This window comes from Rhizobium sp. FG96 (genome assembly GCF_057808655.1).
The window spans coordinates 124,967-151,423 of the sequence record NZ_JBMDIL010000008.1; the positions used below are offsets into that span (position 1 = coordinate 124,967).

At 61.3% G+C, this 26,457-nt stretch carries 39 protein-coding genes; 13 read left to right on the forward strand and 26 right to left on the reverse strand.

All coding sequences use genetic code 11. The features are described from left to right. The first annotated feature begins 17 nt into the window (after positions 1-17). Positions 18-875, forward strand: a complete 858-nt coding sequence (locus ACODR6_RS17535; RefSeq protein WP_489023290.1) for a LysR family transcriptional regulator — start codon at positions 18-20, stop codon at positions 873-875. A 15-nt stretch (positions 876-890) separates the two neighbouring features. Here the strand turns inward: ACODR6_RS17535 and ftsZ are convergent, their stop codons facing one another. Next, positions 891-1,913 carry a cell division protein FtsZ gene (gene ftsZ / locus ACODR6_RS17540; RefSeq protein WP_112711502.1) on the reverse strand — a complete coding sequence of 341 codons (1,023 nt, stop codon included), beginning with the start codon at positions 1,911-1,913 and terminating at the stop codon, positions 891-893. Between the two features lie 201 nt (positions 1,914-2,114). On the opposite strand from ftsZ, the gene ACODR6_RS17545 reads away from it, so the two are divergent. From ACODR6_RS17545 to ACODR6_RS17570, 6 genes are all read left to right on the forward strand, one after another. Beyond that, entirely contained in the window at positions 2,115-2,333 is a 219-nt protein-coding gene (locus ACODR6_RS17545) for a hypothetical protein (RefSeq protein WP_130282461.1), read from the forward strand. A gap of 87 nt (positions 2,334-2,420) precedes the next feature. Beyond that, positions 2,421-3,422 (forward strand): ketopantoate reductase family protein, encoded by a 1,002-nt coding sequence (locus tag ACODR6_RS17550; protein WP_489023293.1) that lies wholly within the window; start codon positions 2,421-2,423, stop codon positions 3,420-3,422. Positions 3,423-3,535: 113 nt separating this feature from the next. Further along, positions 3,536-3,679: a hypothetical protein gene (locus tag ACODR6_RS17555; RefSeq protein ID WP_489023295.1), complete on the forward strand. Its 144-nt coding sequence runs from the start codon at positions 3,536-3,538 to the stop codon at positions 3,677-3,679. Between the two features lie 7 nt (positions 3,680-3,686). Next, the gene (locus ACODR6_RS17560; protein WP_489023297.1) at positions 3,687-4,586 is read left to right on the forward strand and encodes a dihydrodipicolinate synthase family protein; all 900 of its coding nucleotides are present in this window, start codon (positions 3,687-3,689) and stop codon (positions 4,584-4,586) included. A gap of 119 nt (positions 4,587-4,705) precedes the next feature. After that, positions 4,706-4,972 (forward strand): hypothetical protein, encoded by a 267-nt coding sequence (locus ACODR6_RS17565; RefSeq protein ID WP_489023298.1) that lies wholly within the window; start codon positions 4,706-4,708, stop codon positions 4,970-4,972. A gap of 117 nt (positions 4,973-5,089) precedes the next feature. Next, a complete protein-coding gene (locus ACODR6_RS17570) occupies positions 5,090-5,395 on the forward strand; it encodes a DUF1883 domain-containing protein (protein ID WP_203429021.1) in 306 nt (101 codons plus the stop codon). Between the two features lie 9 nt (positions 5,396-5,404). Here the strand turns inward: ACODR6_RS17570 and ACODR6_RS17575 are convergent, their stop codons facing one another. Further along, on the reverse strand, positions 5,405-6,721 hold the full coding sequence (locus tag ACODR6_RS17575) for a replication-associated recombination protein A (protein WP_489023300.1): 1,317 nt from the start codon (positions 6,719-6,721) through the stop codon (positions 5,405-5,407). Continuing rightward, entirely contained in the window at positions 6,718-8,121 is a 1,404-nt protein-coding gene (locus ACODR6_RS17580; protein ID WP_112711495.1) for a DegQ family serine endoprotease, read from the reverse strand. The genes ACODR6_RS17575 and ACODR6_RS17580 overlap by 4 nt, the downstream gene beginning before the upstream one ends. Positions 8,122-8,193: 72 nt before the next feature. Between ACODR6_RS17580 and ACODR6_RS17585 the strand changes: the two genes are divergently transcribed. Further along, complete coding sequence (locus tag ACODR6_RS17585; protein ID WP_489023302.1) at positions 8,194-8,331, forward strand: hypothetical protein; 138 nt, start codon at positions 8,194-8,196, stop codon at positions 8,329-8,331. Here ACODR6_RS17585 and ACODR6_RS17590 read toward each other — a convergent pair. Beyond that, entirely contained in the window at positions 8,328-9,578 is a 1,251-nt protein-coding gene (locus ACODR6_RS17590) for a sensor domain-containing diguanylate cyclase (protein WP_489023304.1), read from the reverse strand. The two genes, ACODR6_RS17585 and ACODR6_RS17590, sit on opposite strands and share 4 nt — an antisense overlap. Positions 9,579-9,732: 154 nt before the next feature. On the opposite strand from ACODR6_RS17590, the gene ACODR6_RS17595 reads away from it, so the two are divergent. Further along, positions 9,733-10,104 carry a YkvA family protein gene (locus ACODR6_RS17595; protein ID WP_489023306.1) on the forward strand — a complete coding sequence of 124 codons (372 nt, stop codon included), beginning with the start codon at positions 9,733-9,735 and terminating at the stop codon, positions 10,102-10,104. 31 nt (positions 10,105-10,135) lie between these two features. After that, positions 10,136-10,480, forward strand: a complete 345-nt coding sequence (locus ACODR6_RS17600) for a lysozyme inhibitor LprI family protein (RefSeq protein WP_489023308.1) — start codon at positions 10,136-10,138, stop codon at positions 10,478-10,480. A gap of 3 nt (positions 10,481-10,483) precedes the next feature. On the opposite strand, the gene ACODR6_RS17605 is transcribed toward ACODR6_RS17600, so the two are convergent. The 3 genes from ACODR6_RS17605 to ilvD form a co-directional block, all read right to left on the reverse strand. Then, a complete protein-coding gene (locus ACODR6_RS17605) occupies positions 10,484-10,822 on the reverse strand; it encodes a type II toxin-antitoxin system PemK/MazF family toxin (RefSeq protein ID WP_130282474.1) in 339 nt (112 codons plus the stop codon). Further along, a complete protein-coding gene (locus ACODR6_RS17610; protein ID WP_489023310.1) occupies positions 10,809-11,027 on the reverse strand; it encodes a type II toxin-antitoxin system PrlF family antitoxin in 219 nt (72 codons plus the stop codon). The genes ACODR6_RS17605 and ACODR6_RS17610 overlap by 14 nt, the downstream gene beginning before the upstream one ends. Positions 11,028-11,174: 147 nt before the next feature. Further along, positions 11,175-13,010 (reverse strand): dihydroxy-acid dehydratase, encoded by a 1,836-nt coding sequence (ilvD, locus tag ACODR6_RS17615; RefSeq protein WP_489023312.1) that lies wholly within the window; start codon positions 13,008-13,010, stop codon positions 11,175-11,177. A gap of 325 nt (positions 13,011-13,335) precedes the next feature. Between ilvD and msrP the strand changes: the two genes are divergently transcribed. The 3 genes from msrP (at position 13,336) to ACODR6_RS17630 (ending at position 15,887) form a co-directional block, all read left to right on the forward strand. After that, complete coding sequence (gene msrP, locus ACODR6_RS17620; protein WP_489023314.1) at positions 13,336-14,283, forward strand: protein-methionine-sulfoxide reductase catalytic subunit MsrP; 948 nt, start codon at positions 13,336-13,338, stop codon at positions 14,281-14,283. Then, on the forward strand, positions 14,283-14,942 hold the full coding sequence (msrQ, locus tag ACODR6_RS17625; protein WP_489023316.1) for a protein-methionine-sulfoxide reductase heme-binding subunit MsrQ: 660 nt from the start codon (positions 14,283-14,285) through the stop codon (positions 14,940-14,942). The genes msrP and msrQ overlap by 1 nt, the downstream gene beginning before the upstream one ends. Positions 14,943-15,047: 105 nt before the next feature. Continuing rightward, the gene (locus ACODR6_RS17630) at positions 15,048-15,887 is read left to right on the forward strand and encodes a dienelactone hydrolase family protein (RefSeq protein ID WP_489023318.1); all 840 of its coding nucleotides are present in this window, start codon (positions 15,048-15,050) and stop codon (positions 15,885-15,887) included. A 69-nt stretch (positions 15,888-15,956) separates the two neighbouring features. Here ACODR6_RS17630 and rplQ read toward each other — a convergent pair whose 3' ends face one another. From rplQ to rplP, 19 genes are all read right to left on the reverse strand, one after another. Then, positions 15,957-16,382, reverse strand: a complete 426-nt coding sequence (rplQ, locus tag ACODR6_RS17635) for a 50S ribosomal protein L17 (protein ID WP_489023319.1) — start codon at positions 16,380-16,382, stop codon at positions 15,957-15,959. 122 nt (positions 16,383-16,504) lie between these two features. After that, a complete protein-coding gene (locus ACODR6_RS17640) occupies positions 16,505-17,515 on the reverse strand; it encodes a DNA-directed RNA polymerase subunit alpha (protein WP_112387893.1) in 1,011 nt (336 codons plus the stop codon). A 100-nt stretch (positions 17,516-17,615) separates the two neighbouring features. Beyond that, a complete protein-coding gene (rpsK, locus tag ACODR6_RS17645) occupies positions 17,616-18,005 on the reverse strand; it encodes a 30S ribosomal protein S11 (RefSeq protein ID WP_003547577.1) in 390 nt (129 codons plus the stop codon). Positions 18,006-18,136: 131 nt separating this feature from the next. Next, positions 18,137-18,505: a 30S ribosomal protein S13 gene (gene rpsM / locus ACODR6_RS17650; RefSeq protein WP_112711484.1), complete on the reverse strand. Its 369-nt coding sequence runs from the start codon at positions 18,503-18,505 to the stop codon at positions 18,137-18,139. A 223-nt stretch (positions 18,506-18,728) separates the two neighbouring features. Next, a complete protein-coding gene (locus tag ACODR6_RS17655) occupies positions 18,729-19,379 on the reverse strand; it encodes an adenylate kinase (RefSeq protein WP_112711483.1) in 651 nt (216 codons plus the stop codon). Then, a complete protein-coding gene (gene secY / locus ACODR6_RS17660; RefSeq protein ID WP_112711482.1) occupies positions 19,376-20,716 on the reverse strand; it encodes a preprotein translocase subunit SecY in 1,341 nt (446 codons plus the stop codon). The genes ACODR6_RS17655 and secY overlap by 4 nt, the downstream gene beginning before the upstream one ends. Positions 20,717-20,949: 233 nt before the next feature. Next, on the reverse strand, positions 20,950-21,423 hold the full coding sequence (rplO, locus tag ACODR6_RS17665) for a 50S ribosomal protein L15 (RefSeq protein WP_112711481.1): 474 nt from the start codon (positions 21,421-21,423) through the stop codon (positions 20,950-20,952). 16 nt (positions 21,424-21,439) lie between these two features. Further along, entirely contained in the window at positions 21,440-21,649 is a 210-nt protein-coding gene (gene rpmD, locus ACODR6_RS17670) for a 50S ribosomal protein L30 (protein WP_112711480.1), read from the reverse strand. 14 nt (positions 21,650-21,663) lie between these two features. Next, positions 21,664-22,233, reverse strand: a complete 570-nt coding sequence (rpsE, locus tag ACODR6_RS17675) for a 30S ribosomal protein S5 (RefSeq protein WP_112711479.1) — start codon at positions 22,231-22,233, stop codon at positions 21,664-21,666. Between the two features lie 132 nt (positions 22,234-22,365). Further along, a complete protein-coding gene (gene rplR / locus ACODR6_RS17680) occupies positions 22,366-22,728 on the reverse strand; it encodes a 50S ribosomal protein L18 (protein WP_112711478.1) in 363 nt (120 codons plus the stop codon). Between the two features lie 12 nt (positions 22,729-22,740). Continuing rightward, positions 22,741-23,274, reverse strand: coding sequence for a 50S ribosomal protein L6 (rplF, locus tag ACODR6_RS17685; RefSeq protein WP_112711477.1), 534 nt, complete (start codon positions 23,272-23,274; stop codon positions 22,741-22,743). Positions 23,275-23,318: 44 nt separating this feature from the next. Next, positions 23,319-23,717 (reverse strand): 30S ribosomal protein S8, encoded by a 399-nt coding sequence (gene rpsH / locus ACODR6_RS17690; protein WP_003547562.1) that lies wholly within the window; start codon positions 23,715-23,717, stop codon positions 23,319-23,321. 12 nt (positions 23,718-23,729) lie between these two features. Beyond that, the gene (gene rpsN / locus ACODR6_RS17695) at positions 23,730-24,035 is read right to left on the reverse strand and encodes a 30S ribosomal protein S14 (protein WP_112711476.1); all 306 of its coding nucleotides are present in this window, start codon (positions 24,033-24,035) and stop codon (positions 23,730-23,732) included. A 32-nt stretch (positions 24,036-24,067) separates the two neighbouring features. After that, the gene (gene rplE / locus ACODR6_RS17700) at positions 24,068-24,625 is read right to left on the reverse strand and encodes a 50S ribosomal protein L5 (protein ID WP_112711475.1); all 558 of its coding nucleotides are present in this window, start codon (positions 24,623-24,625) and stop codon (positions 24,068-24,070) included. Further along, entirely contained in the window at positions 24,625-24,927 is a 303-nt protein-coding gene (gene rplX / locus ACODR6_RS17705; protein ID WP_112711474.1) for a 50S ribosomal protein L24, read from the reverse strand. Before rplX ends, rplE begins: the two co-directional genes overlap by 1 nt. A gap of 12 nt (positions 24,928-24,939) precedes the next feature. Further along, on the reverse strand, positions 24,940-25,308 hold the full coding sequence (rplN, locus tag ACODR6_RS17710; protein WP_003547558.1) for a 50S ribosomal protein L14: 369 nt from the start codon (positions 25,306-25,308) through the stop codon (positions 24,940-24,942). A gap of 259 nt (positions 25,309-25,567) precedes the next feature. Then, a complete protein-coding gene (rpsQ, locus tag ACODR6_RS17715) occupies positions 25,568-25,807 on the reverse strand; it encodes a 30S ribosomal protein S17 (RefSeq protein ID WP_004674926.1) in 240 nt (79 codons plus the stop codon). Positions 25,808-25,819: 12 nt separating this feature from the next. After that, positions 25,820-26,020: a 50S ribosomal protein L29 gene (rpmC, locus tag ACODR6_RS17720; RefSeq protein ID WP_007531673.1), complete on the reverse strand. Its 201-nt coding sequence runs from the start codon at positions 26,018-26,020 to the stop codon at positions 25,820-25,822. 10 nt (positions 26,021-26,030) lie between these two features. Then, a complete protein-coding gene (gene rplP / locus ACODR6_RS17725) occupies positions 26,031-26,444 on the reverse strand; it encodes a 50S ribosomal protein L16 (protein WP_003573792.1) in 414 nt (137 codons plus the stop codon). Positions 26,445-26,457: the final 13 nt, after the last annotated feature.

Here is a 26,457-nt window from a genome sequence, read left to right on the forward strand (position 1 = left end):
TATTGAATGAGGCGATCATGGAATGGAGCGATGTCAGGATCTTTCTCGCGATTGCCCGCGAAGGCACGCTCGGCGCTGCCGCGCGCAAGCTCGGCCAGACGCAGCCGACCATGGGGCGGCGGCTGAAGGCGCTGGAGGCGGCGACCGGCCACATGCTGTTTCAGCGAACGGCCGACGGCTTCGTGCTGACCGACGAGGGCAGCATCGTCCTGCAGCATGCGTTGAGGATGGAGGAAGAGGCCGTTGCGCTGGAGCGGCAACTGCAGGGCAGCACGCGATCGCTCGAGGGCATGCTGCGGATCTCGTGCTCTGACTGGTTCGGCCTTCACATGCTGACGCCGGTGCTCGCGGAATTCTCGCAGGCACATCCGAAGGTCTCGGTCGAGTTGCTCACCGATGCGCGGCTCCTCAACCTCTCCCGGCGCGAGGCCGATCTGGTGTTCCGCATCCGGCCGTTCACCGAGCCGGAGGTGATCTCACGCAAGCTGATGCATATCGGCTATGGACTTTACGTTGCGAAAGGCGCGCCTCACCCAACGGCAGGAGACGGCAGCGGTTTTACCATCGTCACCATGGACGAGGCCTTTGCCGAAATGCCCGATGTGCATTGGGTGACGCGGACCTTCCCCAACGCGACGATCACCATGCGCAGCAACAATCGCGATGTGCAGGCGGCCCTTTGCGCCCGCGGCGCGGGAATGGCCGTTCTGCCGCGGCCGCTCGGCGATCATTTTCCGGGATTGGAGCGCGTCGAGGTGCCCGAAGCGCCGCCCGGGCGCGAGACGTTCCTCGGCTATCACCGCGATCTGAAGCGGCTGCCGCGGCTGCGGGCATTCATGGATGTGGTGATCAGCCGGCTCACTCCGGCCGGCTGATCACCGGGCGGTGACTTACTGCAGCGTGCGTGTCGGGATCGCCTGCGCGGCAACGCCCGGGGCAGCAGCGGGAACGCCGTTGCCATCGAGGCCGGTCGCCACGACGGAAACGCGGAATTTGCCATCGAGGTTGCGGTCGAAGATCGCACCGACGACGATGTCGGCATCGTCCTGAACCTCGTCGCGGATGCGGCTTGCGGCTTCGTCGACTTCGAACAGCGTCATATCGGAGCCGCCGGAGATCGAGATCAGCACGCCCTTGGCGCCCTTCATCGAGATATCGTCAAGCAGCGGGTTGGCGATTGCCGCTTCGGCGGCCTTCATCGCACGGCTCTCACCGGCCGCCTCGCCCGTACCCATCATCGCCCGGCCCATGCCGCGCATGACGGATTTGACGTCGGCGAAGTCGAGGTTGATCAGGCCTTCCTTGACGATGAGATCGGTGATGCAGCCGACACCGGCGTAGAGAACGCGGTCGGCGGTCATGAAGGCATCGGCGAAGGTGGTCTTCGCGTCGGCGATACGGAACAGGTTCTGGTTCGGGATGACGATGACGGTATCGGCGGCCTGACGCAGGGCCTCGATGCCGATCTCGGCCATCTTCATGCGGCGGTTGCCCTCGAAGGTGAAGGGCTTGGTGACGACGCCGACGGTCAGGATGCCGGCCTGGCGCGCGGCGTGGGCGATCACCGGCGCTGCACCCGTTCCGGTGCCGCCGCCCATGCCCGCGGTGACGAAGCACATGTGCGAACCGGCCAGGTGATCCATGATCTCGTCGATCGATTCCTCAGCGGCCGCATGACCGACTTCCGGCAGCGAACCGGCGCCGAGACCTTCGGTGACATGCGCACCGAGCTGGATGCGGCGCGAAGCCTTGGAGGTGGCGAGCACCTGGGCATCGGTATTGGCGGCGATGAAATCGACGCCCTCAAGATTTTCAGCGATCATGTTGTTGATCGCATTGCCGCCGCCGCCGCCGACGCCGATTACCGTAATACGCGGCCGCAGTCCCGAAATGCCGCTCTTGGCGTCCGTCATCCCATTCTCCTTTGATGCAAAGTGTATGCCCCGCCCTCGTTGCGGAACAGCGAATCGAGCGTCAGGTTATGGCTGCAAGAAGGCAGAGGCAGGGCGAAAGAACAAGATGGAGACCATCCGAAATAAAATACGGAACCTTTTCCACTGTCGTGCATTGTGACGGATTCATGTCACCATCTAACGGAGAGGAGAAAAGCTGAAATGCCTAGCATTGCCGCACGCCAGACCGTCGCCCCGCCGCATGATCACGTCCTGACAGTCCAGGAGGCGCTCGAGCCGCTGTTCCTGGCGCTCGAACAGGAAGTCGAGGTCAAGATGGTGGCCGCAGCCCTTCGCGCCGGCTGGTCAGCCGAAGACGCGGTGGCCGCCATCGACGAGCTGCGCCGCAACGAACTCGTCGACCCTCCGGCCACGCATTAATTTGATGGCCCGCCAAAAATTGTCATTCGCCATCGCGCGCGAATGACCTAAGTCTAGCGCGACACTTCATGTTCGCGGAGCCTCCCCATGTCCTTCAAATCGATCTGCGTTTACGGCGCCGGTGCACTCGGCGGCGCCATCGCGGCAAAGCTTGCCGCCGCCGGTAACGGCGTCACTATCTCCGCCGTCGCCCGCGGTGCCCATCTCAGGAGCATCCGCGAAAACGGCCTGAAGCTTTACGAAGCCGGCGCCGAAAAGCCGATCAAGGTGGAGATCACCGCGACCGACGACCCCTACAGCCTGCCGAAACAGGACCTGATCATCACCGGCCTCAAGGGCCATCAGCTCGGCGATGCGGCCGAGGGCATTGCTGCGCTCCTGAAGGACGGCACGCGGGTGATGATGATCCTGAATGGCATTCCCTGGTGGTATTTCCACCGCGACAGCCAGAGCCCGCATGCCGAGCTGCAGTTCGAAGAGCTCGATCCGGCTGGACGCCTATGGCGGCTGATCGGACCGGAGCGCGTGATCGGCTGTGTTGCGATGCAGGGCGCCGAAGTCGTCAATCCCGGCGAGATCCAGCTGTCCAACAACGGCCGCTATATCCTGGGCGAGCCCTCGGGCGAGATGAGCGATGATCTCGAAGGCATCAAGGCGCTGCTGACTGCTGCCGGCCTCAACGTCTCGACGACGCCGCGCATCCGCGACGAGATCTGGAACAAGCTGACCGGCAACGCCGCCTTCAATCCGCTCAGCGCGCTGACACGAGCCCTGATGACCGACATCATGGCCGACCCGGCGCTCTACGACATGGTCGGCAAGATCATGAACGAGGTGCGCGCCGTCGGCACGGCACTCGGCGCGAAATTTTCGATCACCATCGAGGAACGCCTCGAGCAATCCCGCCATATCGGCGCTGTCCGAACATCGATGCTGCAGGATCTTCTGGCCGGCAAGGCGCTGGAGATCGTGCCTCTGAGCGGCATGGTCGTGGCGCTCGGCCGTCTTGCCTCGGTGCCTACCCCGGTCTCCGAGACGGTGCTGGCGCTCGTCTCGCAGCTCGACATCGAGAACCGCCGCAGCGCCTAGCGCCCGGCCTTTATGCTTTTCATATATGGCGCATGACGGCCCGGAATGGATTTCCTACGGCCCGCGGGATTAGCCTTTGCCGGGAATGCAGAGGTAACCCCATGCGAGACGTCATGCCTGCCAATCCCCTTCCGCACCGCCCGCGCCGCGGCACTACTCCGCGCGTGATGCGCGAACGCCGCACGGCGCGGGTGCTGATGGTGTTCGGCATCATCCTTGCCTGCGTCGAGCTCTACGTCATCCTCGGCTGGATGTGAGGCCCTGATGCGACGCAATGTTTGGCCGCGCCTTTCCGGCGCGATCACCCCGCTCGTCACGCCTTTCCGTCACGGCGCCGTCGATATCGCCAGCTTGGAGCGGTTGACCGAGTGGCAGATTGCCAGCGGCATCGGCGGCCTGGCGGTCTCAACCGTCACCGGTGAAGGTCCTGCTCTCTCCGATACGGAGCGCGACCTTGTTCTCTCCACGGTGCTGCGCGCTGCCGATGATCGCGTGCCCGTCATTGCCGCGACGGGTACGAACGGCACGGCGAGCACGATCGCGCTGACCAGACGCGCCGAAGCGCTCGGCGCCAGCGCAGCCCTCGTCACCGTTCCCTATTATTCGAAGCCGGGACAGAAGGGCATTCTGCGGCATTTCAGCGAGCTTGCCTCGGCATGCAGCCTGCCGCTGATCATTTCAAGCGATCCCGGCCGCACCGCCTCGCCGTTGCTGCCATCGACCCTCGATGAACTGTCGCAGACCGGCACGATCTTCGGCCTGCTCGATGCCGGCGGCGACATCGGCACACTGGCGCCTTACCGCGACCGGTTCCACCTGTTCACCGGCAACGCGGTGACAGCACCGGCCTTCATAGCTTGCGGCGGAGACGGCATCATCGCGCCCGCCGCCAATGTGCTGCCGAAGCTCGTCACCTCGCTGCAGCATGCGTCTGCCTGCGGCAACCTTCCGGCAGCGCTGGTGCTTGCCGACCGCCTTGCGCCGCTTGCCACAGCGATCGGCGATGGCGAGCCTGCCAATATCAAGTTCGCGCTCGGCGCTTTCCCCGGCATCCCCGCTGATGTGCGCCTGCCGCTGGTTCCTGCTGAGCAAATCGTGCAGGAGGCAATCTGTGCGGCTCTGCAGAGCTGCACCTCCCCGGTGCGCCATGCGCTATCCCTATGAGATTTTTATAGTTTCAGCCGTGGCCGCGAATGGAACGCCAACCGCACTTACCATAGATTTCCAGTGCTAGCCCGCAGCGCCCAAAGGCAGATGCGGGAAAACTTCGAAAGGACATATCGATGTCACGACTTTCTTCCGGCGCGTCCGCCGATCCGCTTCAACGCAACAACGCGCCCGCCCGCTTCACCATCGGCAGGAACAGGCGCGGACAGTGGATCGTTGCCGACCGCGACGGACTGGTCGGCGGCCTCTTCATCAACGAGGCCGCCGCCCTGCATTTTGCCGCTGCGGAGTGCAATCACAACCCGGCCGATATCTGCCGCGCGGCAGACGGAACGCTGATGGAATTCGGCGTCTCCGACGGCAGCGGCATGTGGCTGCACTAGGCGCCTACAGGCTCCCGTTGTGCCAAACCGGGAGCCTTCGCCGCCAGGCTGCCAAACCTTTCCTTAACCGCGCAGCCTTAAGATCACCGGTCAAATAGCAGCCAGTTTTCGGGACCGATGAGCAAGCCGAATTTCCGCTTCAAGCATTACGACCTTCATGAGCAGCGCGCCGGCACGATCGTCGAAGTGGCGCTGAATGCGGTGAACAACGTTCGCCTGATGACGGCACCGCAGTTCCAGCGCTTCACTGAGGTTCTCGATTTCAAATATATCGGCGGCGTCGCCAAGAAATCGCCGGTCAAGATGGTGATCCCCGATAGCGGGCATTGGCACCTGATCGTTGATATGGAAGGCCATCACGGTCTGGCGGAATCCGCCGTCAAGGTGATCGCGGCACCCGGTGGCCAGAAGAAAGCCTCCTGACGCCCTGCATCAGCGCGGATTGCGCTCTTTCCTGAGCTTCGACCACCATTCCAGCCGCTTGCGGATTTCCCGCTCGAAACCGCGCTCCGGCGGATCGTAGAAGGTCTTGCGGCCCATCTTCTCCGGGAAGTAATCCTGGCCTGAAAAGGCATCGGGCTCGTCGTGATCATAACGATAGCCCTCGTTATAGCCTTCATCCTTCATCAGCTTGGTCGGTGCATTGAGGATGTGCTTCGGCGGCAGCAGCGAGCCATTCTGCTTGGCCGCCATGATCGCCGCCTTGAAGGCCGTATAGACGGCATTGGATTTCGGCGCCGTCGCCAGATAGACGCAGGCCTGCGCCAGCGCCAGCTCGCCTTCCGGTGAGCCGAGATAGTCGTAAGCGTCCTTGGCGGCGTTGCAGATGACGAGCGCCTGCGGATCGGCAAGGCCGATATCCTCGACGGCCATCCGCACCAGACGGCGGCCGAGATAGAGCGGGTCTTCTCCGGCATCGAACATGCGCGCCAGATAGTAAAGCGCCGCATCCGGATCCGAACCGCGGACCGATTTGTGAAGCGCCGAAATCAGATTGTAGTGGCCGTCCTGCGCCTTGTCATAGACGGGCGCCCGGCGCTGAACGATGCGCGTCAGGCCTTCGGTATCGAAGACCTCGCTTGGGCGCGCGGCGCGCCAGACCTCTTCGGCGAGCGTCAGGACGGCGCGGCCATCGCCATCGGCCATGCGCAGCAGGCTGGCGCGGGCGTCCTCCGTCAGCGGCAGCGGCTTCTGCTCGACCTCCTCGGCGCGCTTCAGCAATTCGCTGAGGCTTTCCTCGTCATGCGACTTGAAAGTCAGCACGCGGGCGCGCGACAGGAGAGCGGCGTTGAGCTCGAAGGACGGGTTCTCGGTGGTAGCGCCGACGAGGATGACGGTGCCGTCCTCCATCACCGGCAGGAAGCTATCCTGCTGGGCGCGGTTGAAGCGATGGATCTCGTCGACGAAGAGCAGCGTCTGGCGGCCATCCATGCGGCGCAGCCGGGCGGCCTCGAACACCTTCTTCAGATCGGCGACGCCCGAGAAGATCGCGGAGATCTGCTCGAAGGCGAAGCGCGCCTCGCCTGAAAGCAGGCGCGCCACCGTCGTCTTGCCGGTTCCGGGCGGCCCCCAGAAGATCATCGAACCGAGCGATCCGCTCTCTATCATCCGCCGGAGAACACCATCCTCGCCGGTCAGGTGGCCCTGCCCCGCGACTTCCGACAGCGTCTGCGGCCTCAACCGATCGGCAAGAGGCCGCCGGCTGGCGACCTCGTCTGGAACGCGCGGTGCGAAGAGATCATCACTCATCGGAAGAACTGCCTGATCCTCTGGCCGTCACGCTCGATTTCGACGCGCCAGAGACCTGCATCGTCGGATGCGATCTGCGACAGCTGCTCGGTGGTCTGCACCGGCGTGCCATTGATGGCGACGATGATATCCTTCGGTTCGAAGCCGAGGCGCGCGGCCGGAGAGTCATCCTTGACCTCGGCAACGACGACGCCGGTCGATTCCGTCGGCATGCGCAGCTCGTCAGCAACGCGCGGCGAGAGGTTTTCGACGACGGTGCCGGTGAAGGGCGTGCGGCCGCCGATGGTGCGCTGGTCGCGCGGCGAGGTTTCGGGGGCGCGATCGAGCTTCAGCGCAACCTGCTGTTCGCCGCCATTCTCGACGACGCCGAGCTTGACCGTATTGCCGAGGCCGGCCGTCGTCAGACGATAGAGGAGCGCATCCGGATGCTCGACCGGGATGCCGTTGACCGAGGTGACGATCTCGCCGGCCTTCAGGCCGGCCTTCTGCGCCGGGCTACCGTCGGTCACCTTGACGATCAGCGCGCCGCGGGCCTTGTCGAGGCCGAGCGCCTCGGCGACTTCCGAGGTGACGGCATCGAAGGTGGCGCCGACATAGGGACGCTCGAAGGACTTCACGCCGGCATCGGCCGAGGTGAGGAAGACCTTCACCAGATTGGCAGGGATCGCAAAGCCGATACCGTTCGAGCCGCCGCCACGCGAGAAGATCGCCGTGTTGATGCCGATCAGCTCGCCCTTCATGTTCATCAGCGCGCCACCGGAATTGCCGGGGTTGATCGAGGCATCGGTCTGGATGAAGAAGCCGAACTCGTTCTTGACGACCTGATTGCGGGCGAGCGCGGAAACGATGCCCGAGGTCACCGTCTGGCCGACGCCGAAGGGGTTACCGATGGCGAGCACGAGATCGCCGACCTCGACGGCATCTGAATTACCGATCGGCAGCGTCGGGAAATTCGCCTTGGTATCGATCTTCAGCACTGCGAGATCGAGGCGATCGTCACGCAGCACGACCTTGCAGGGAAACTCGCGGCCGTCGGAGAGCGCCACCTTGATATCGTCGGCGCCTTCGATGACGTGATTGTTGGTGACCACGGTGCCGTTCGCCTCGACAATGACGCCGGAGCCGAGCGACGACTGCTTTTCCGACCGGTTCGGCATCTGCTGGCCGAAGAACTGCTCGAAGAAGGGATCACCGGCAAAGGGCGACTGCCGCTGCACGGTCTTTTCGGCATAGACGTTCACAACCGCGCCCGAGGTCTGCTTGACCAGCGGGGCGAAGGACAGCTGCATTTGCATCTGGCTCTGCGGTACGGTTTTCGCGTCCTCGGCATGCGCGCCAAGCGGCAGGAGAACCGCGAGCGCAAAAAGCGGGACAAACGAACGTTTCAACAGGCCTTGCATTGGAATCCCTTCTGAAATGCTTCCGGATCAGTGTTGTAGCGCCGGACGCTAGAAAGGAAAGAGGGCGGAAGCATGGAAGCTTCCGCCCGCCTGATGATGCTTCCGGCTTGCGTGTTTGATTCAGCAAAGCCGGATATGGAATTGATCGGCAAGGCAAAAGACCTCACCTGGTCACCGCAGCGTGACATCCACCTCGCAGAGAGACCCTAGAAGGCAACCTCGAGGTTCTGGCGGTCCTGGGCGATGACCCGGCAGGTGGTCTCGAAGCCCTCGCCCTTGATCGCCAGAATGAATTCCGGCGGGATCCCGGCCGAGTTCGAAACCGAGAGGCCGGCGCTATCGGCGCCGAGCGACTTGATGGTGCAGTCGATGGTCGAGCGGCGGTCGTTGAACAGGATCGAGCCTGCCTTCAGGACGCGGCGGCGGGCGCCTGCCGAACCTTCGGACCGGATGGAGCTCCACGATACGCAGCGATCGCGCCCGCTGTTCTTGGCGTGGTACATCGCGGCATCGGCCTGGGCGAGCAACGTTTCTATATCCTTGGTGATGATCGACATGGAGGAGATGCCGAAGCTCGCGGTTACCGTCAGCGAGCCAAAGTCGCCCTGGATCGGCTGGGCCGAGATTGCCGCCCGCATCTTTTCGGCCACGGCTGCGGCACCCTCGCGGTCGATATGCGGCAGCACGATGCAGAATTCCTCGCCGCCGAGGCGACCGAACAGATCGCCGGCCCGGAGATTGGCCTTGCAGGTCGCGGCCACCGCGCGCAGCACCTGGTCACCCGCGGCATGGCCATGGGTATCGTTGACGCTCTTGAAGCGGTCGATATCGAGCACGATGGTGGAGAGATTATGCTGATGGCGGATCGCCAGCGATATCAGCTGATCGGCTTCCTGTTTGAAGGCGCGCCGGGTCAAGGCTTCCGTCAGGCTGTCGGTCGCCGCCGATTGCAGGAGTTCGATACGGTCCATCGCCGCACCCGCGAGCTCTTCCAGGACGGCGAGGTCGCGGGCGCCGAAGGATCGCGGCCGGCGATCGATGGCGCAGACGGTTCCGATGATATGCCCGGCCTTGGTCGTCAGCGGCACGCCGGCATAGAAGCGGATATGGCTGTCGCCGGTGACTGCCGGATGCTGCGCGAAGCGTGGATCCTTGGTGGCATCCTGGACGATGACGGGCTCTTCGTAATCGACGACATAGCGGCAGAACGTATCTTCCCGCGGCACTTCATCGGCAGTGAGGCCAGAGCAGGCCTGATACCATTGCCGATGCGCATCGATGAGCGAGACGAGGCCGATATCGATCGCGAAGATCTGCTTGATCAGCCGGACGATGCGATCGAAGCCCTCGTCTCTCGGAGCGTCGAGAAGATCGAGCTGCTCCAGCGCCGCAAGACGCTCCATTTCCCGCTTCCGTGCGTCTACGGAAGACTTACCGAATGCACGTGCAACGACCATTGCCGCATTGCTCCTCAACCGACCGATATAGCGATGCATCCCATATATTGGTGAACAAATCGGATATATTGCATTTAGCGAATCCTTCATATTCCGATCGAGGCATGGCTGAAGGCGAAGGCCGACCTGCGATCTTGATTCAGGAAATGCGCATATGGAATTGATCGGAAAGGCAAAAGCCTGGGCGAAGTCACTGAAGCGTGACGTCACGGCGCTGTGGCTCGCGGCCCGCGATCCCAGGGTGCCATGGTATGCGAAAGCGGTCGCCGCGGCCGTCGCCGCCTATGCACTGTCGCCGGTCGACCTCATTCCGGATTTCATCCCGGTGCTCGGCTATCTCGACGATCTGATCATCGTGCCGCTCGGCATCATGCTGGCGATCAGGCTCATCCCGCAGCCAGTCATGGCGGAGCTGCGCCAGCGGGCTGCAGAGCGCGCGGGGCGGCCTGTCAGCCGGGCCGGATTGATTTTCATCCTTGCCGTATGGGCCGGCTGCATCATCTTCCTGGTCCGGGCGTTCCTATAAGCGCCTGCCAGGAAACAGGATCATAGCCCGCATGAAAGCAGCCATCGCCGCCCTCGCCTTCTCGACCGTCTCACTGCTCGCCCCGCTCGCACATGCCGCGAGCTTCGATTGCGATGCCAAGGAGCTGAAGCCCGACGAGAAGGCGATCTGCGACAACCGGGCGCTCAACGATGCCGACGTGAAGATGGTCACCACCTTCGACCTGCTCTCCGGCCTGCTCGCCATGGGCACGCGCGGCACGCTGCAGGACGAGCAGACAGCCTGGCTGAAGAAGCGCCAGGAATGCCAGGCAGACGCCGCCTGCATCAAGGCCGCCTATGACGAGCGGATGAAGCAGCTCGACGAGACCTATAAGAACATCAACCGGCCGCTTTAGCGTTTAGCCGCCAAGTTGAGCTCGGATTGCCGATATCACCACCGCAAGCGCGGCATCCGGTAGCCGTCCGATCCGGTCGATCTGCGATGTCTCGACGGTGGCGATCTTCGCCGGTCGAACGACCGAAGGCGCCGGCAGGCCTGCCGCATGATGATCAGGGATCTCGACATCTCCGAGCCATGGCCGATTTTCGGCCGAGGTTATCATGACGGCCCAGACGAGAGCATCATTCTCGCCGAGCGAACCGGCGGAAACAACGAGCGCCGGACGCCGCTGGCGCGTATCGCGATCGGTATAGGGAAAGGGCACCCGTATGATGTCACCCTGCTCAAAGGTCGGCATAGGCTTTCCGATCGGCTTCGCTATCCCATTCCAAGAAGGTCGCAAAAGGATCGTCGGACATCGGTTCGGCAGCCCGCGATATCACCACGCGATTGTCAGCCTCCAGCGTATAGACGATGGAATCCCCTTCCTTCAGGTGCAACGCGGAGCGCACGGCCTGCGGGATCGTCGTTTGAGCCTTGCTGGTCATCTTGCTTGTGATCATCATTCACCTCGGAATGGAATGTAAGGAAATTCCTTACCGATGACAACGGCGGATAAGCAAACCGTGCCGAGACCGGAACCTCTGAAAACGAAAAGACCCGCTGCCTAGGAGACAGCGGGTCTTCTGATCAGATCGAAGTTTTTCAGCTTATTCCGGCAGGATGCGCACTGCACCGCGATCGGCGCTGGTGGCGAAGGCCGCATAGGCCTTCAGCGCCGTCGTGACGTTGCGCTTGCGGACTTCGGCCGGGCGCCAGCCCTTGGCTTCCTGCTCGGCGCGGCGCGTTGCGAGTTCGGCGTCGCTGACGCGCAGGCTGATCGTGCGGTTCGGGATGTCGATGTCGATCATGTCGCCCGGCTGCACGAGGCCGATCGTGCCGCCGTTGGCGGCTTCCGGCGAAGCGTGGCCGATCGACAGGCCCGAGGTACCGCCCGAGAAGCGGCCGTCGGTGATCAGGGCGCAGGCCTTGCCGAGGCCCTTCGACTTCAGGTAGCTGGTCGGATAGAGCATTTCCTGCATGCCCGGGCCGCCCTTGGGGCCTTCGTAGCGGATGACGACGACATCGCCGGCGACGACTTCGTTGCCGAGGATCGCCTTCACGGCCGCATCCTGGCTTTCATAAACCTTGGCGGGACCGGAGAATTTCAGGATCGATTCATCGACGCCTGCGGTCTTCACGATGCAGCCGTCGAGCGCCAGATTGCCCTTCAGAACAGCGAGACCGCCATCCTTCGAGAACGGATGCTGAGCATCGCGGATGACGCCGTTTTCGCGGTCGAGATCAAGCTCGTCCCAGCGGGCGCTCTGGCTGAAGGCAACCTGTGTCGGTACGCCGCCGGGCGCTGCGCTGAAGAGCTTCAGGGCGACGGGATTGTCCGTGACCGAGATATCCCACTGCGCCAGTGCGTCGCCAAGCGTCGGCGAATGGACGGTCGGCAGGCCGGCATTGATCAAGCCGGCGCGGTTCAGCTCCCCGAGGATCGCCATGATGCCGCCTGCACGGTGGACATCTTCCATATGGACGTCGGACTTCGCCGGTGCGACCTTCGACAGGCACGGGACACGGCGCGACAGGCGGTCGATGTCTTCCATGGTGAAGTCGATTTCGCCCTCGTGGGCGGCTGCCAGAATGTGAAGAACGGTATTGGTCGATCCACCCATGGCGATATCGAGCGCCATGGCGTTTTCGAAGGCGCCCTTGCTGGCGATGGTGCGCGGCAGTGCCGTTGCATCGTCCTGCTCGTAATAGCGCTTGGCGAGTGCCACGACGCGGCGGCCGGCCTCGAGGAAGAGTTCCTTGCGGTCGGAATGCGTGGCGAGCGTCGAGCCGTTGCCGGGCAGCGACAGGCCGAGCGCTTCCGTCAGGCAGTTCATCGAGTTGGCGGTGAACATGCCGGAGCATGAACCGCAGGTCGGACAGGCCGAGCGCTCGATGACCTTGACGTCTTCGTCCGAAACCTTGTCGTCGGCAGCCGCAACCATGGCATCGACGAGGTCGAGGGCGTGGGTCTTGCCGTTGAGCACGACCTTGCCGGCTTCCATCGGGCCGCCGGAAACGAAGACCGTCGGGATATTGAGGCGCAGCGACGCCATCAGCATGCCGGGGGTGATCTTGTCGCAGTTGGAGATGCAGACCATGGCGTCGGCGCAGTGAGCGTTGACCATGTATTCGACGCTGTCGGCGATCAGCTCGCGCGAGGGCAGCGAATAGAGCATGCCGTCATGACCCATGGCGATGCCGTCGTCGACGGCGATCGTGTTGAATTCCTTGGCAACGCCGCCGGCCGCTTCGATTTCGCGGGCGACGAGCTGGCCGAGGTCCTTCAGGTGCACATGGCCGGGTACGAACTGCGTGAACGAGTTCACCACCGCAATGATCGGCTTGCCGAAATCGCTGTCCTTCATGCCCGTGGCGCGCCAAAGGCCGCGCGCACCCGCCATGTTGCGGCCGTGGGTCGTGGTTCTCGAACGATAGGCTGGCATCGGTGTCTTCCTCAAAGTGCCGGATTTATCTGCGATATAGGGCGGCGAAGCTGTTTGCTGGCCGGCGATCGCCGTATTTTTGAATTGTCCTAATCCAATCGGCGGGGGCTGTCACTACCGGCAAGGGCAAATCCGGTACGGCGCGCGCGGCGTCCATCGGGCATATACGGAGCGGAGGAGCCTTTTGTTACAGGCTATTCCTTCACATCCGAACACAAAAAATTGGCTTTCCGTCAGGCCGGTTCAAGGCCTAGACACTAATCTGAAAACGCCGATCATGCGTTTAAAGAGATATTTGGGCCGCCCCCAGCCCAGGAGGTTTGAAATGCCGACCTACCGCCCCCCGAAGATCCGCTCGTCGGAGATCACGCCGCATCAGGTCTATCTGCGCCGCCGCGAATTTCTCGGCGCTGCAACGCTTGGCGCCATGGCGCTCTACGGCGCCGGAAAGGCGAGCGCTGCCGCGCTCAACGCCGTCGACAGCAAATATACCGTCGACGAGAAGACGACGCCGCTGAAGGACGTCACCACCTACAACAATTTCTACGAATTCGGCCTCGACAAGGGTGACCCAGCAGCGCTTTCGGGCGACTTCAAGCCCCTGCCCTGGACCATCAAGGTTGACGGCATGGTCAACAAGCCGGGCACTTTCGATCTCGATGCGCTGATGAAGGAATTCCCGGTCGAGAGCCGCACCTACCGGATGCGCTGCGTCGAGGCGTGGTCGATGGTCATCCCTTGGGATGGCTTTCCGCTGGCAGCACTACTGAACAAGGTCGAGCCGCAGGGAAGCGCCAAGTACGTCGCCTTCGAGACGGTCGTCCGCCCGGAAGAAATGCCGGGCCAGAAGGGCATCTTCCAGTCGCTGGAATGGCCCTATGTCGAGGGTCTGCGCCTCGATGAGGCGATGCATCCGCTGACGCTGCTTGCCGTCGGTCTCTACGGCCAGACGCTGCCGAACCAGAACGGCGCGCCGATCCGCCTCGTGGTGCCGTGGAAATATGGCTTCAAGGGCATCAAGTCGATCATCCGCATCTCGCTGACAGACAAGGAGCCGAAGAATACCTGGCAGGTCACCAATCCGCAGGAATACGGCTTCTATGCCAATGTGAACCCGGCGGTCGATCATCCTCGCTGGAGCCAGGCGACTGAGCGGCGGATTGGCGAAAGCGGCTTCTTCGGCGCCAGCCGTCACCCGACGCTACCCTTCAACGGCTATGCCGATGACGTGGCGAGCCTCTATTCCGGCATGGATCTCAGGGCGAATTTCTGATGGCGGGCTTCTCGTTCAGCCTGCCGAAGCGCTGGCAGCCGGCTTCGGTCTGGGCACTCTATGCCGTCGGCCTGCTGCCGGCGGCCTGGACCTTCTATCTCGGCGCCACCGACCAGCTCGGCGCCGATCCGGTCAAGACCTTCGAGCTGTTTCTCGGCCTCTGGACCATCCGCTTTCTGATCCTGACGCTTGCCGTCTCGCCTGCCCGCGATCTGCTGGGCTGGAACTACCTGCGCTATCGCCGGGCGCTCGGCCTGCTGACCTTCTATTACGCGCTGATGCATTTCACCGTTTACATGGTGCTCGATCAGGCGATGGACCTTTTCGCCGTCGTCGACGACGTCCTGAAGCGGCCCTTCATCATGTTCGGCATGGCGGGCCTTGCCTTGCTCGTCCCGCTCGCCGTCACATCGAACAATTTCTCGATCCGCAAGATGGGCATGAAATGGATCTGGCTGCACAAGCTGATCTACATCATCGCCGCCGCCGGTGCCCTGCATTTCGCGCTGTCGACGAAGATCCTCGACCTTGAGCAATATATCTATGTAGGCCTGATCATCCTGATGATCCTCTATCGCTCGTGGCGCCCGATCGCAAAGAGCCGCAAGCGCGCGGCACAGGGGCGCCAGCGCGGGCGGGCTGCGGCGACGGTCTCCTAGCCGGTGGCTCGCGCCAGCTTCGAGTGAGCAGTGCCTCTCGACGTTTACGGTCCTCAGTCTAAATGATGAAGGGTGAAATAGGCGGCAGGACAGCGGAGCCGTTCGATGCAGATATCCAAACTTGCCCTCGGCATACTGGCGTCAGCACTCTTGCAATTCGACTCGGCTCAGGCGGACGAACTGGTTCGTTTCGATAGTGCAGGCACGCGGCCGAGCGCGTTTCTTGAGCGCAAGGCAAGAGAGCAAGGCGTCACGGTCCCGGACGTTCCGATAACGCATCTGCAGGGTTATCTGAGCAGACCGCCGGGAGACGGTCCGTTTCCGGCCGTTGTCGTCATGCACGGCTGCGGCGGTATCCATCCGAATACCAAGACCTATTGGCCGCAGCGATTGATCTCGTGGGGATATGTCGTGCTCGTCGTCGATAGCTTCACCACGCGTGGAATCGAAGATACCTGCCAACGCTATCTTCCTGAGCGGGTATTCGATGCCTATGGCGCTCTCGATTACCTGTCGACCCTGCCCTTCGTTGATACCGGACATGTCGCGCTGATTGGCTTCTCGGCCGGAGGGATCGCTGCGCTTGAAGCGACGAAGACAGACGGGAATGAGCAGCTGATGGATCGCAAGTTCAAGGCTGCCGTCGGCTATTATCCGGTCTGCGCGCCTCATGTGGGCGACGCGACGGTGCCGACATTGATCTTGAACGGCGATCTGGACGACTGGAGCCCCGTCGAGCGATGCCGGCAGAGGGTTTCACATCTCAGCGGCAAGGGACCATCCGTCGAACTCGACGTCTATCCCGGCGCCTATCACGCCTTCGATGCTCCCGACGTTGCCACCGCAAAGATCAAGCTCGGGCATAGGGAGGAATATAATGCGGCAACCGCGGAGCAGTCCTTCATTCGGGTAAAGGCATTCCTGCATCAGTATCTGCAGGACTGAGCACCACCACAAACGAAAACAGCCGGGCTTTGCAGCCCGGCTGTTTTGCTTCCGGAGAACCGGAAAGAATTAAGCAGCTTCGGCCGCAGCGGCTTCGGCTTCGACGCGGGCCTTGTCGGCTGCACCCTTGGCATTGACGTCGCGGTCAACGAATTCGACGACTGCGAGAGCGGCGTTGTCGCCCTGGCGGAAGCCAGCCTTCATGATGCGCAGGTAGCCACCGTTGCGGGTGGCGTAGCGCGTTGCGATGGCATCGAACAGCTTCGAGACGATCGCGGTGTCGCGGATCTGCGAGATCGCCTGACGGCGAGCGTGCAGGTCGCCACGCTTGCCGAGGGTGACGAGCTTTTCAACGATCGGACGGATTTCCTTTGCCTTCGGCAGGGTGGTCACGATCTGCTCATGCAGGATGAGCGAAGCCGCCATGTTGGCAAACATTGCCTTGCGGTGGCTGGCAGTTCTGTTCAGCTTGCGGCCGGCTTTTGCGTGGCGCATTGCTATTCTCCTTTGATGCAGGGCTCTTCGCTTCTAGCGAGCCTGCCGTTTCCTGGCACATACAGGCGATCTGCCTGCTGTTTGACTGGGAAAGGCAGCCTCAGAGCCTGCCTTTTTGGTTCTTAATACTGGTCTTCGTAACGCTTGGCGAGATCTTCGATGTTCTCGGGCGGCCATGCCGGCACTTCCATGCCGAGGTGCAGGCCCATGGAAGCGAGAACTTCCTTGATTTCGTTCAGCGATTTGCGACCAAAGTTCGGGGTGCGGAGCATTTCTGCTTCGGTCTTCTGAATGAGGTCGCCGATGTAGACGATGTTGTCGTTCTTCAGGCAGTTTGCCGAGCGAACAGACAGTTCGAGTTCGTCCACCTTCTTCAGGAGCGCCGGGTTGAAGGCCAGTTCGGTGACGGCTTCTTCCTCGGTTTCCTTCTGCGGCTCGTCGAAGTTGACGAACACGCCAAGCTGATCCTGGAGAATGCGAGCCGCGAAAGCGACGGCATCTTCACCGGAGATCGAGCCATCGGTTTCGATGGTCATGTTCAGCTTGTCGTAGTCGAGAACCTGTCCTTCGCGGGTATTTTCAACCTTGTAGGACACCTTCTTGACCGGCGAATACAGGCTGTCGACCGGGATGAGACCGATCGGAGCGTCTTCCGCACGATTGCGCTCGGCCGGAACGTAGCCCTTGCCGTTGTTGACGGTGAATTCCATACGGATTTCGGCGCCCTCGTCGAGCGTGCAGATCACATGCTCGGGGTTGAGGATTTCGATATCGCCGACCGTCTGGATGTCGCCAGCCGTTACAACGCCCGGGCCCTGCTTACGCACGACCATGCGCTTTGCGTCGTCGCCATCCATCTTGATGGCGATTTCCTTGATGTTGAGCACGATGTCCGTAACGTCTTCGCGGACGCCCGGGATCGAGGAGAATTCATGCAGCACGCCATCGATCTGCACGGCCGTAACAGCGGCACCGCGCAGCGACGACAGCAGAACGCGGCGAAGCGCGTTACCGAGGGTGAGGCCGAAACCGCGCTCCAGCGGCTCTGCTACGAGCGTCGCCTTGGTGCGCGAGCTCGAAGAGAACTCGACCTTGTTCGGCTTGATCAATTCCTGCCAGTTCTTCTGAATCATGTCTTTGCCTTCCGTTCGTTACCACCATCCAATCGTGGTAACCGAGCTTGAGAAACACCGGGAGCGCGCTGGCGCTCACCGGTGTTGTGAGTGGCGATGATCAGACGCGGCGCTTCTTGCGCGGGCGGCAGCCATTGTGCGGGATCGGCGTCACGTCGCGGATGGACGTGATCATGAAACCAGCAGCCTGGAGCGCGCGCAGAGCGGATTCACGGCCGGAGCCCGGGCCGCAAACTTCGACTTCCAGCGACTTCATGCCATGTTCCTGGGCCTTCTTGGCGCAGTCTTCAGCAGCGATCTGGGCAGCGAACGGGGTCGACTTGCGCGAACCCTTGAAGCCCTTGGCACCAGCGGACGACCAGGCAATGGCGTTGCCCTGTGCGTCGGTGATGGTGATCATCGTGTTGTTGAAGGTCGAGTTGACGTGCGCCACGCCCGACGAGATGTTTTTACGTTCGCGACGGCGAACGCGTACGGCTTCCTTGGCCATTCTTATCCCTTTCTTGGATATCGTCACCGCCGTAATACCAGCGGCTCCACCGGAGCGATGCCTTGAGGCAACGCTCCAAACTCAAAAGAGGCCGGCGGACCGCCAGCCTCCCCTTCCCGGTTTCCCGGAAATTACTTCTTCTTACCAGCGATCGCCTTTGCCGGACCCTTGCGGGTGCGGGCATTGGTGTGCGTGCGCTGACCGCGAACCGGCAGGCCGCGGCGATGACGCAGGCCGCGATAGCAGCCGAGGTCCATAAGGCGCTTGATGTTCATCGCGGTGTCGCGACGAAGATCACCTTCGACCTGGTAATCGCGGTCGATGGTTTCGCGGATCTGGAGCACTTCGGAGTCCGTCAGCTGATGGACGCGCTTGTCAGCCGGAAGACCGACCTTCTCCATGATTTCCTGTGCGAATTTCGGACCGATCCCGTGAATGTAGGTCAGCGCGATAACAACGCGCTTTGCAGTCGGGATGTTGACGCCAGCGATACGTGCCACGCCTGTTCTCCTTGCATTCCTGTTGCCATCCGGCAAGAGGGCTTCGTTATGCCGCCCTCAAGGGGCCGCTCGTTCATATTGGGGTTCGTAACATGTCAAAACGACCGAACCCGGACTTCGTAGGAAATCCGCGCCGATCGCATCAAATGTCGCGAGTTGGCGCGGTGTTTAACGGAATCAGTGCTGAAACGCAACCGCTTCCGCCAAGTTTATTTTCGAGGCTCTAGAGCTTCGAAAGAATGGCGTCGATCTCCGTCGTGACATGATCGATGTCGGCCATTCCATCGACCACCTTCAGCTTACCCTTGGCATGGTAATAACCGATCAGTGGCGAGGTTTCCTTGTAGTAAGCGGCCAGACGGGTCACCACGGTCTCGCGGTTATCGTCGGGGCGGCGCTTGAAGTGGGTCGAACCGCAGCGGTCGCAGACCCCTTCCACCTTCGGCTTGACGTTTGTGTCGTGATAGCCGGCGCCGCAGTTGGCGCAGGTGTAACGGCCGGAGACGCGATCAGCGAGAATCTTGTCGTCGACTTCGATCTCGATGACGGCCGAAAGCTCTATGCCCTTGCCCTTCAGCATCACCTCGGTGGCATCCGCCTGCACGAGCGTGCGCGGGAAACCGTCGAGGATGAAGCCATTGGCGCAATCCGGGGCATCGAGACGCTCGGAGACGATGGCATTGACGATCTCGTCAGAAACAAGCTTGCCGGCGTCCATGACGGCCTTCGCCCGCTTGCCCACCTCCGTGCCGGCCTGAACGGCTGCACGGAGCATGTCACCGGTGGAGAGCTGCGGAATGCCGTGCTTCTCCACGATCCGCTGGGCCTGGGTCCCCTTACCCGCGCCCGGCGGCCCCAAAAGTATGAGTCTCATCGCCCCCTCTTTCCTCCACGCAACTTCGATTTCTTGATCAGACCTTCGTACTGCTGTGCAATCAGGTGACCCTGAATCTGCGCAACCGTATCAAGAGTTACGCTAACCACGATCAAAAGCGAAGTCCCACCAAGGGATAATGGGATGCCGGTTTGCGACACCAGGATCTCAGGCAGGATGCAGACGAACACGAGGTAGATTGCGCCGATGACCGTGATTCGGGTCAGGACGTAATCGATATATTCGGCGGTACGCTCACCCGGACGGATGCCCGGAATGAAGCCGCCATGCTTCTTGAGATTGTCGGCCGTGTCCTTCGGATTGAAGACGATAGCCGTATAGAAGAAGGCGAAGAATGCGATAAGTGCGCCGTAGAGCAGCATGTAGAGCGGCTGGCCGTGGCCGAGCGCTGCGACGATCGAGGTTGCCCAGGACGGCAGAGCGGTCGTGTTGGCAAAGCCTGCAACGGTTGCCGGCAAGAGCAGCAGCGACGACGAGAAGATCGCCGGGATGACGCCCGAAGTGTTGAGCTTCAGCGGCAGGTGCGACGTATCGCCCTGGAACATCCGGTTGCCGACCTGACGCTTCGGATACTGGATCAGAAGGCGGCGCTGGGCACGTTCGACGAAGACGATGATGGCGATGACGGCGATCGCGATGACGATGACTGCGAGAATCAGCGTCGTCGACAGAGCGCCGGTACGGCCGAGCTCGAGGGTGCCGGCAAGCGCGCTCGGAAGACCGGCGGCGATACCTGCGAAGATGATCAGCGAGATGCCGTTGCCGATGCCGCGCGAGGTGATCTGCTCACCGAGCCACATCAGGAACATCGTGCCGCCGAGCAGCGTGATGACAGTCGAAATCTTGAAGAACCAGCCCGGATCGACCACGAGGCCGTTGCCGCTTTCGAGGCCGACGGCGATGCCGTAGGCCTGCAGCGTGCCGAGCAGCACCGTGCCGTAGCGGGTGTACTGGTTGATGATCTTACGGCCCTGCTCGCCTTCCTTCTTCAGGTTTTCGAGCGCCGGGACGACCGAGGTCATCAGCTGCACGATGATCGAAGCGGAGATGTAAGGCATGATGCCGAGCGCGAAGATCGCCATGCGCTGTACTGCGCCGCCCGAGAACATGTTAAAGAGGCCGAGAATGCCGCCTGCCTGGCCGCGGAAGGCCTGGGCATAAGCTTCGGGGTTCAGACCCGGAAGCGGAATGTGCGTACCGAGCCGGTAGACGAGGAGAGCTGCCAGTGTGAACCACAGGCGCTTCTTGAGATCCTCGGCTTTGGCGAAGGTCGAAAAATTGAGGTTGGAAGCCAACTGTTCCGCTGCAGAAGCCATGCGATTCTCCGCGCTACCTCTTCCGGCGCTTCGCGAATTGGGCCGGATCCGGAAAAGGCTGTCTATTATTTAAAGCCGGGCTTCGGACGGATTGCTGGCGCAATCGATGCCTCACCCTTGATTTCGTCGAAACCTGACCGTTGCGGGGTGCAACGTTTCAGGTTTTGTGAGGCCCACATATGGGAGCAAAATCGCCCGGTGTGAAGCACCCCGGGCGACATATCATAAGATTATTATTCTGCCGCTGCGGCAGAAAGAAGCGTGATGGAACCGCCAGCTTTTTCGATCTTCTCGACGGCAGACTTGGAAGCGCCTGCAACTTCGAGCTTGATCTTGGCCTTCAGTTCGCCGCCGGAGAGGACGCGAACGCCATCCTTGGTACGGCGGATAACGCCAGCAGCCTTCAGGGCAGCTGCGTCGACGGTCTGCTTGGCATCGAGCTTGCCGGCATCGACGGCAGCCTGGATACGCTCAAGCGACACGACAACGAAGTCGGCCTTGAAGATGTTGTTGAAGCCGCGCTTCGGCAGACGACGGTAGATTGGCATCTGACCGCCTTCGAAGCCATTGATGGCAACGCCGGAACGGGACTTCTGACCCTTGACACCACGGCCGCCGGTCTTGCCGGAGCCCGAGCCGATGCCGCGTCCGAGACGCTTGCGGCTGTGCGTAGAGCCTTCGTTGTCCTTGATTTCGTTCAGTTTCATGATCGTATCCTCTGGCTTACTTCTCGTCGACGATGCGAACGAGATGCTGCACAGCACGGATCATGCCACGAACGGAAGGGGTATCTTCCAGCGTGCGGCGGCGGTGCATCTTGTTGAGGCCCAGACCGATCAGCGTGCGCTGCTGAACGTCAGGACGGCGGATGGGGCTGCCGATCTGCTCGACGGTGATCGTCTTTGCTTCGGTCTTCTTGGTAGCCTTGGCCATAGGTCAGACTCCTCTTATTCTTCAGAGGCGTTGCCGGAGGCGGCACGGCGAGCCTGGAGCGTAGCATACTTGATGCCGCGCTGAGCTGCGATGTCCTTCGGGTGAACCTGATGCTTCAGAGCGTCGAAGGTTGCGCGAACCATGTTATACGGGTTCGAGGAACCGGTCGACTTGGCGACAACGTCGTGAACGCCGAGCGTTTCGAAAACGGCGCGCATCGGACCACCGGCGATGATACCGGTACCGACCTTAGCCGAACGCAGCAGAACCTTGCCGGCGCCGTGGCGGCCGTGAACGTCGTGATGCAGGGTACGGCCTTCGCGCAGCGGCACGAAGATCAGCTCGCGCTTGGCAGCTTCGGTTGCCTTGCGGATAGCTTCCGGCACTTCGCGTGCCTTGCCATGACCGAAGCCAACGCGGCCCTTCTGGTCACCAACAACGACGAGAGCGGCGAAACCGAAACGGCGGCCACCCTTAACAACCTTAGCAACGCGGTTGATCGCGACCAGCTTGTCGACGAATTCGCTATCGCGCTCTTCACGGGCCTGGCGGTCTTCCCGCTGCGGCCTTCTTTCCTGTGCCATTGTCCTCTTCCTTTTTCTTTTCCGGGTGCAATCGGCAAACAAAATGAGGACCGCCCCGGCCTCCCCTTCGGAGACGCCTGCGGTCCGGTGAGATCCGGCCGGAGCTTTTGAGGCTTCCGGCCGGAAACTTTATTAGAAGGACAGACCGCCTTCGCGGGCTGCGTCTGCCAGGGCCTTGATGCGGCCGTGGTAGATGAAGGCGCCACGGTCGAATACGACCTCCTTGACGCCTGCCTTCGTTGCGCGCTCTGCAACAAGCTTGCCTACGAGGGCAGCTGCTGCGGTGTCAGCACCGGTCTTCAGAGAACCGCGCAGATCCTTATCGAGAGTCGAGGCAGCCGCGAGGGTCTTGCCGGCAACATCGTCGATGACCTGAACATAGATGTTCTTCGAGGAGCGATGAACCGACAGGCGCGGACGGCCATTGGCCACCGACTTGAGATGACGGCGCACGCGGTTGGCACGACGTGCAAGTGCTTCTTTCCTGCTAGCCATTTCGCGTGATCCTTACTTCTTCTTGCCTTCTTTGCGGACAATCCGCTCTTCGGCATACTTAACGCCCTTGCCCTTGTAAGGCTCAGGACCGCGATATTCGCGGATTTCAGCGGCAACCTGGCCGACCTGCTGCTTGTTGATGCCGGTGACGACGATTTCCGTCGGCTTCGGCACAGCAATCGTGATGCCCTGCGGCGGCTCGTAAACTACGTCGTGGCTGAAACCGAGAGCCAGCTGCAGGTTCTTGCCCTGAAGCGATGCGCGGTAACCGACGCCGTTGATTTCGAGCTTGCGCTCGAAGCCGTCCTTAACACCCTTGAAGATGTTCTCGATCATCGTGCGGGACATGCCCCACTTCGAACGAGCATCCTTGGACTGGTTGATCGGAGCAACCGATACCGCGTTGTCCTTGAACTCGAGCTTGATTTCGTCGTTGGCGACGAAGAAGAGCTCGCCCTTCGGACCCTTTGCGGTGACCTTCTGGCCGTCAACCGATGCCGTCACACCTGCTGGAACCGGGACGGCTTTTTTACCGATACGAGACATGTTTCAATCCTGTCTGTTCGTTATGGAGTTCCCCTGCTCTGATCTTAGAAGACCGAGCAGAGAACCTCGCCGCCTACGTTCTGTTCGCGAGCCTGGTGATCGGCCATCACGCCCTTCGGGGTCGAAAGGATGGTGATGCCGAGGCCGTTCGCGACCTGCGGAATGGACTTGACCGAGACATAAACCCGGCGGCCCGGCTTGGACACACGGCCGATCTCACGGATCACCGATGCGCCTTCATAGTACTTGAGTTCGATGCTGAGCTCCGACTTGCCATTGCCGAAATCGACAACGGAATAGCCACGGATGTAGCCTTCGGACTGCAGAACATCGAGAACACGTGCACGGAGCTTCGAAGCAGGCGTCGAGACCGACGACTTGCGGCGGGAAGCGCCGTTACGGATACGGGTGAGCATATCGCCCAACGGATCAGTCATTGTCATCTAACCTGCTCCTTACCAGCTGGACTTGACGATGCCCGGCACCTTGCCGAGATTGCCGAGTTCACGCAGCGCGATACGCGACATGCGCAGTTTGCGGTAGTATGCGCGCGGACGGCCCGATACTTCGCAACGGTTGCGAATGCGGGTCTTCGATCCATCGCGCGGCAGGGATGCCAACTTGATCGAGGCCTTGAACCGCTCTTCGATCGGAAGAGACTGGTTCATGATGATCGCCTTCAGAGCTGCGCGCTTGGCAGCCTGATTTGCGACCGTATTACGGCGGCGCTTGTTCTTTTCAACTGCGCTGGTCTTCGCCATGTCAGGTTCCTTTTCTACGCTCGTCGTTACGGTTACTGACGGAACGGGAAGCTGAACTCTGTGAGCAGAGCGCGTGCTTCGTCGTCCTTCGTCGCCGTCGTGCAAACGATGATGTCCATGCCCCACATCTGATCAACCTTATCGTAGTTGATCTCAGGGAACACAATGTGCTCCTTGATGCCCATGGCGAAGTTGCCACGGCCGTCAAAGCTCTTCGGGTTCAGGCCGCGGAAGTCGCGAACGCGCGGGAGCGCGATGTTCACGAGACGGTCCAGGAACTCGTACATGCGGGCGCCGCGGAGGGTAACCTTCGCGCCGATCGGCATCTGTTCGCGGACCTTGAAGCCAGCGATAGAGTTGCGTGCACGGGTGATAACCGGCTTCTGACCAGCGATAGCGGCCAGGTCAGCTGCAGCAACAGTCGGCTTCTTCGAATCAGCCGTTGCTTCGCCAACACCCATGTTGATGACGATCTTGTCGATCTTCGGGATCATCATTTCGTTGGCGTAGGAGAACTTCTCCTGCATCGCATTGCGAATGCGCTCAACGTATTCCTTCTTGAGCCGCGGCTCGTACTTTGCCTGAGCCATTAGATCACCTCACCGGAACGCTTGGCCACACGGACCTTCTTGCCGTCAACGACCTTGAAGCCAACGCGGGTCGGCTTGCCGTCCTTGTCGACGATTGCAACGTTGGACAGGTGAACCGAGGCTTCCTTGTTGATGATGCCGGCTTCCTGGGTCTGCGTCTGGCGCTGATGGCGCTTTACGACGTTGACGCCACGGACAACCGCGCGATCTTCCTTCGGCAGAACCTGGAGGACTTCGCCGGTACGGCCCTTGTCCTTGCCCGTGAGCATGACGACCTTGTCGCCTTTACGAATCTTCTGCATCGGTCTCGCTCCTTACAGTACTTCGGGAGCCAGCGAGATGATCTTCATGTGGTTCTTGGCGCGAAGTTCGCGCGGAACCGGTCCGAAGATACGGGTGCCGATCGGCTCTTTCTTGTTGTCGATGAGAACTGCTGCGTTCGTGTCGAAACGAATGACGGAACCATCCGCACGGCGGATGTCCTTGGCGGTGCGAACAACAACCGCCTTCATAACGTCACCCTTCTTCACGCGGCCGCGCGGGATCGCTTCCTTGATCGAAACGACGATGACGTCGCCGATCGAGGCATACTTGCGCTTCGAGCCGCCCAGCACCTTGATGCACATGACACGACGCGCGCCGGAATTATCCGCGACGTCGAGGTTTGTTTGCATCTGAATCATATCAGGTCGCCTTTTTGGTTTACCGGACTGGTTGGGCTTTCGCCCCCTACCCCGGCTTATGAAAATTTGTCAGCCGACCGAGCCCGCAAAACGGGCACAGAAACGGCAATAGCTTGAATAGCGCGGGAAAAATCGTGCCAAGGTGGTTTCCCGGTGGGACCTTCCGTGCGCTCAAAGCAAAAGAACGCCCGGCTTTCGAGCGTTCTGACGCTGCTTCATACAGATATTTCCGCGAGACGCAAGGCCTCGCGAGAAATTCTTACTTGCCCTGGGCGGCGATAACCGTCCAGCGCTTGTCCTTGGAGATCGGAGCGCATTCCTCGATGGAAACGGTGTCGCCGATCTTGTACTGGTTGTTTTCGTCGTGGGCCTTGTACTTCTTGGAACGACGAACGGTCTTCTGAAGCAGCGGGTGAGCGAAACGGCGCTCGACGCGGACTACTACAGTCTTCTCGTTCTTGTCGCCAACGACGACGCCCTGCAGAATGCGCTTCGGCATGTTATTCTTCCTTTACGCCTTTGCTTCTGCCGCCTTCTGGCGGGCAATGGTTTTCACGCGGGCGATGTCCTTGCGGACTTCGTTGATGCGCGAGGACTTCTCGAGCTGGCCGGTTGCCTTCTGGAAGCGCAGGTTGAACTGCTCCTTCTTGAGGTCGGCGAGCTTGTCCTTGAGCTGATCGGCCGTGAGGCCGCGGACTTCTTCGGCTTTCATCTGCCTCTCCTTACTCTGCAATGCGCTGTACGAAGCGTGTCTTGACCGAGAGCTTGGCAGAGCCGAGACGAAGCGCCTCACGGGCGATTTCTTCGCTGACGCCGTCGATCTCGAACATCATACGGCCGGGCTTGACCTTGCATGCCCAGTATTCAACGGAGCCCTTACCCTTACCCATACGGACTTCGGTCGGCTTCGCGGTTACCGGAACATCCGGGAACACGCGGATCCATACACGGCCGGCGCGCTTCATGTAACGCGTGATCGCGCGGCGTGCCGCTTCGATCTCGCGTGCATTCACGCGGTTCGGCTCCTGAGCCTTAAGGCCGAATTCACCGAAGGCGAGGTCGGAACCACCCTTGGCGACGCCCTTGATGCGGCCCTTGAATTGCTTGCGGTACTTGGTACGCTTTGGCTGCAACATTTTCTTATTCTCC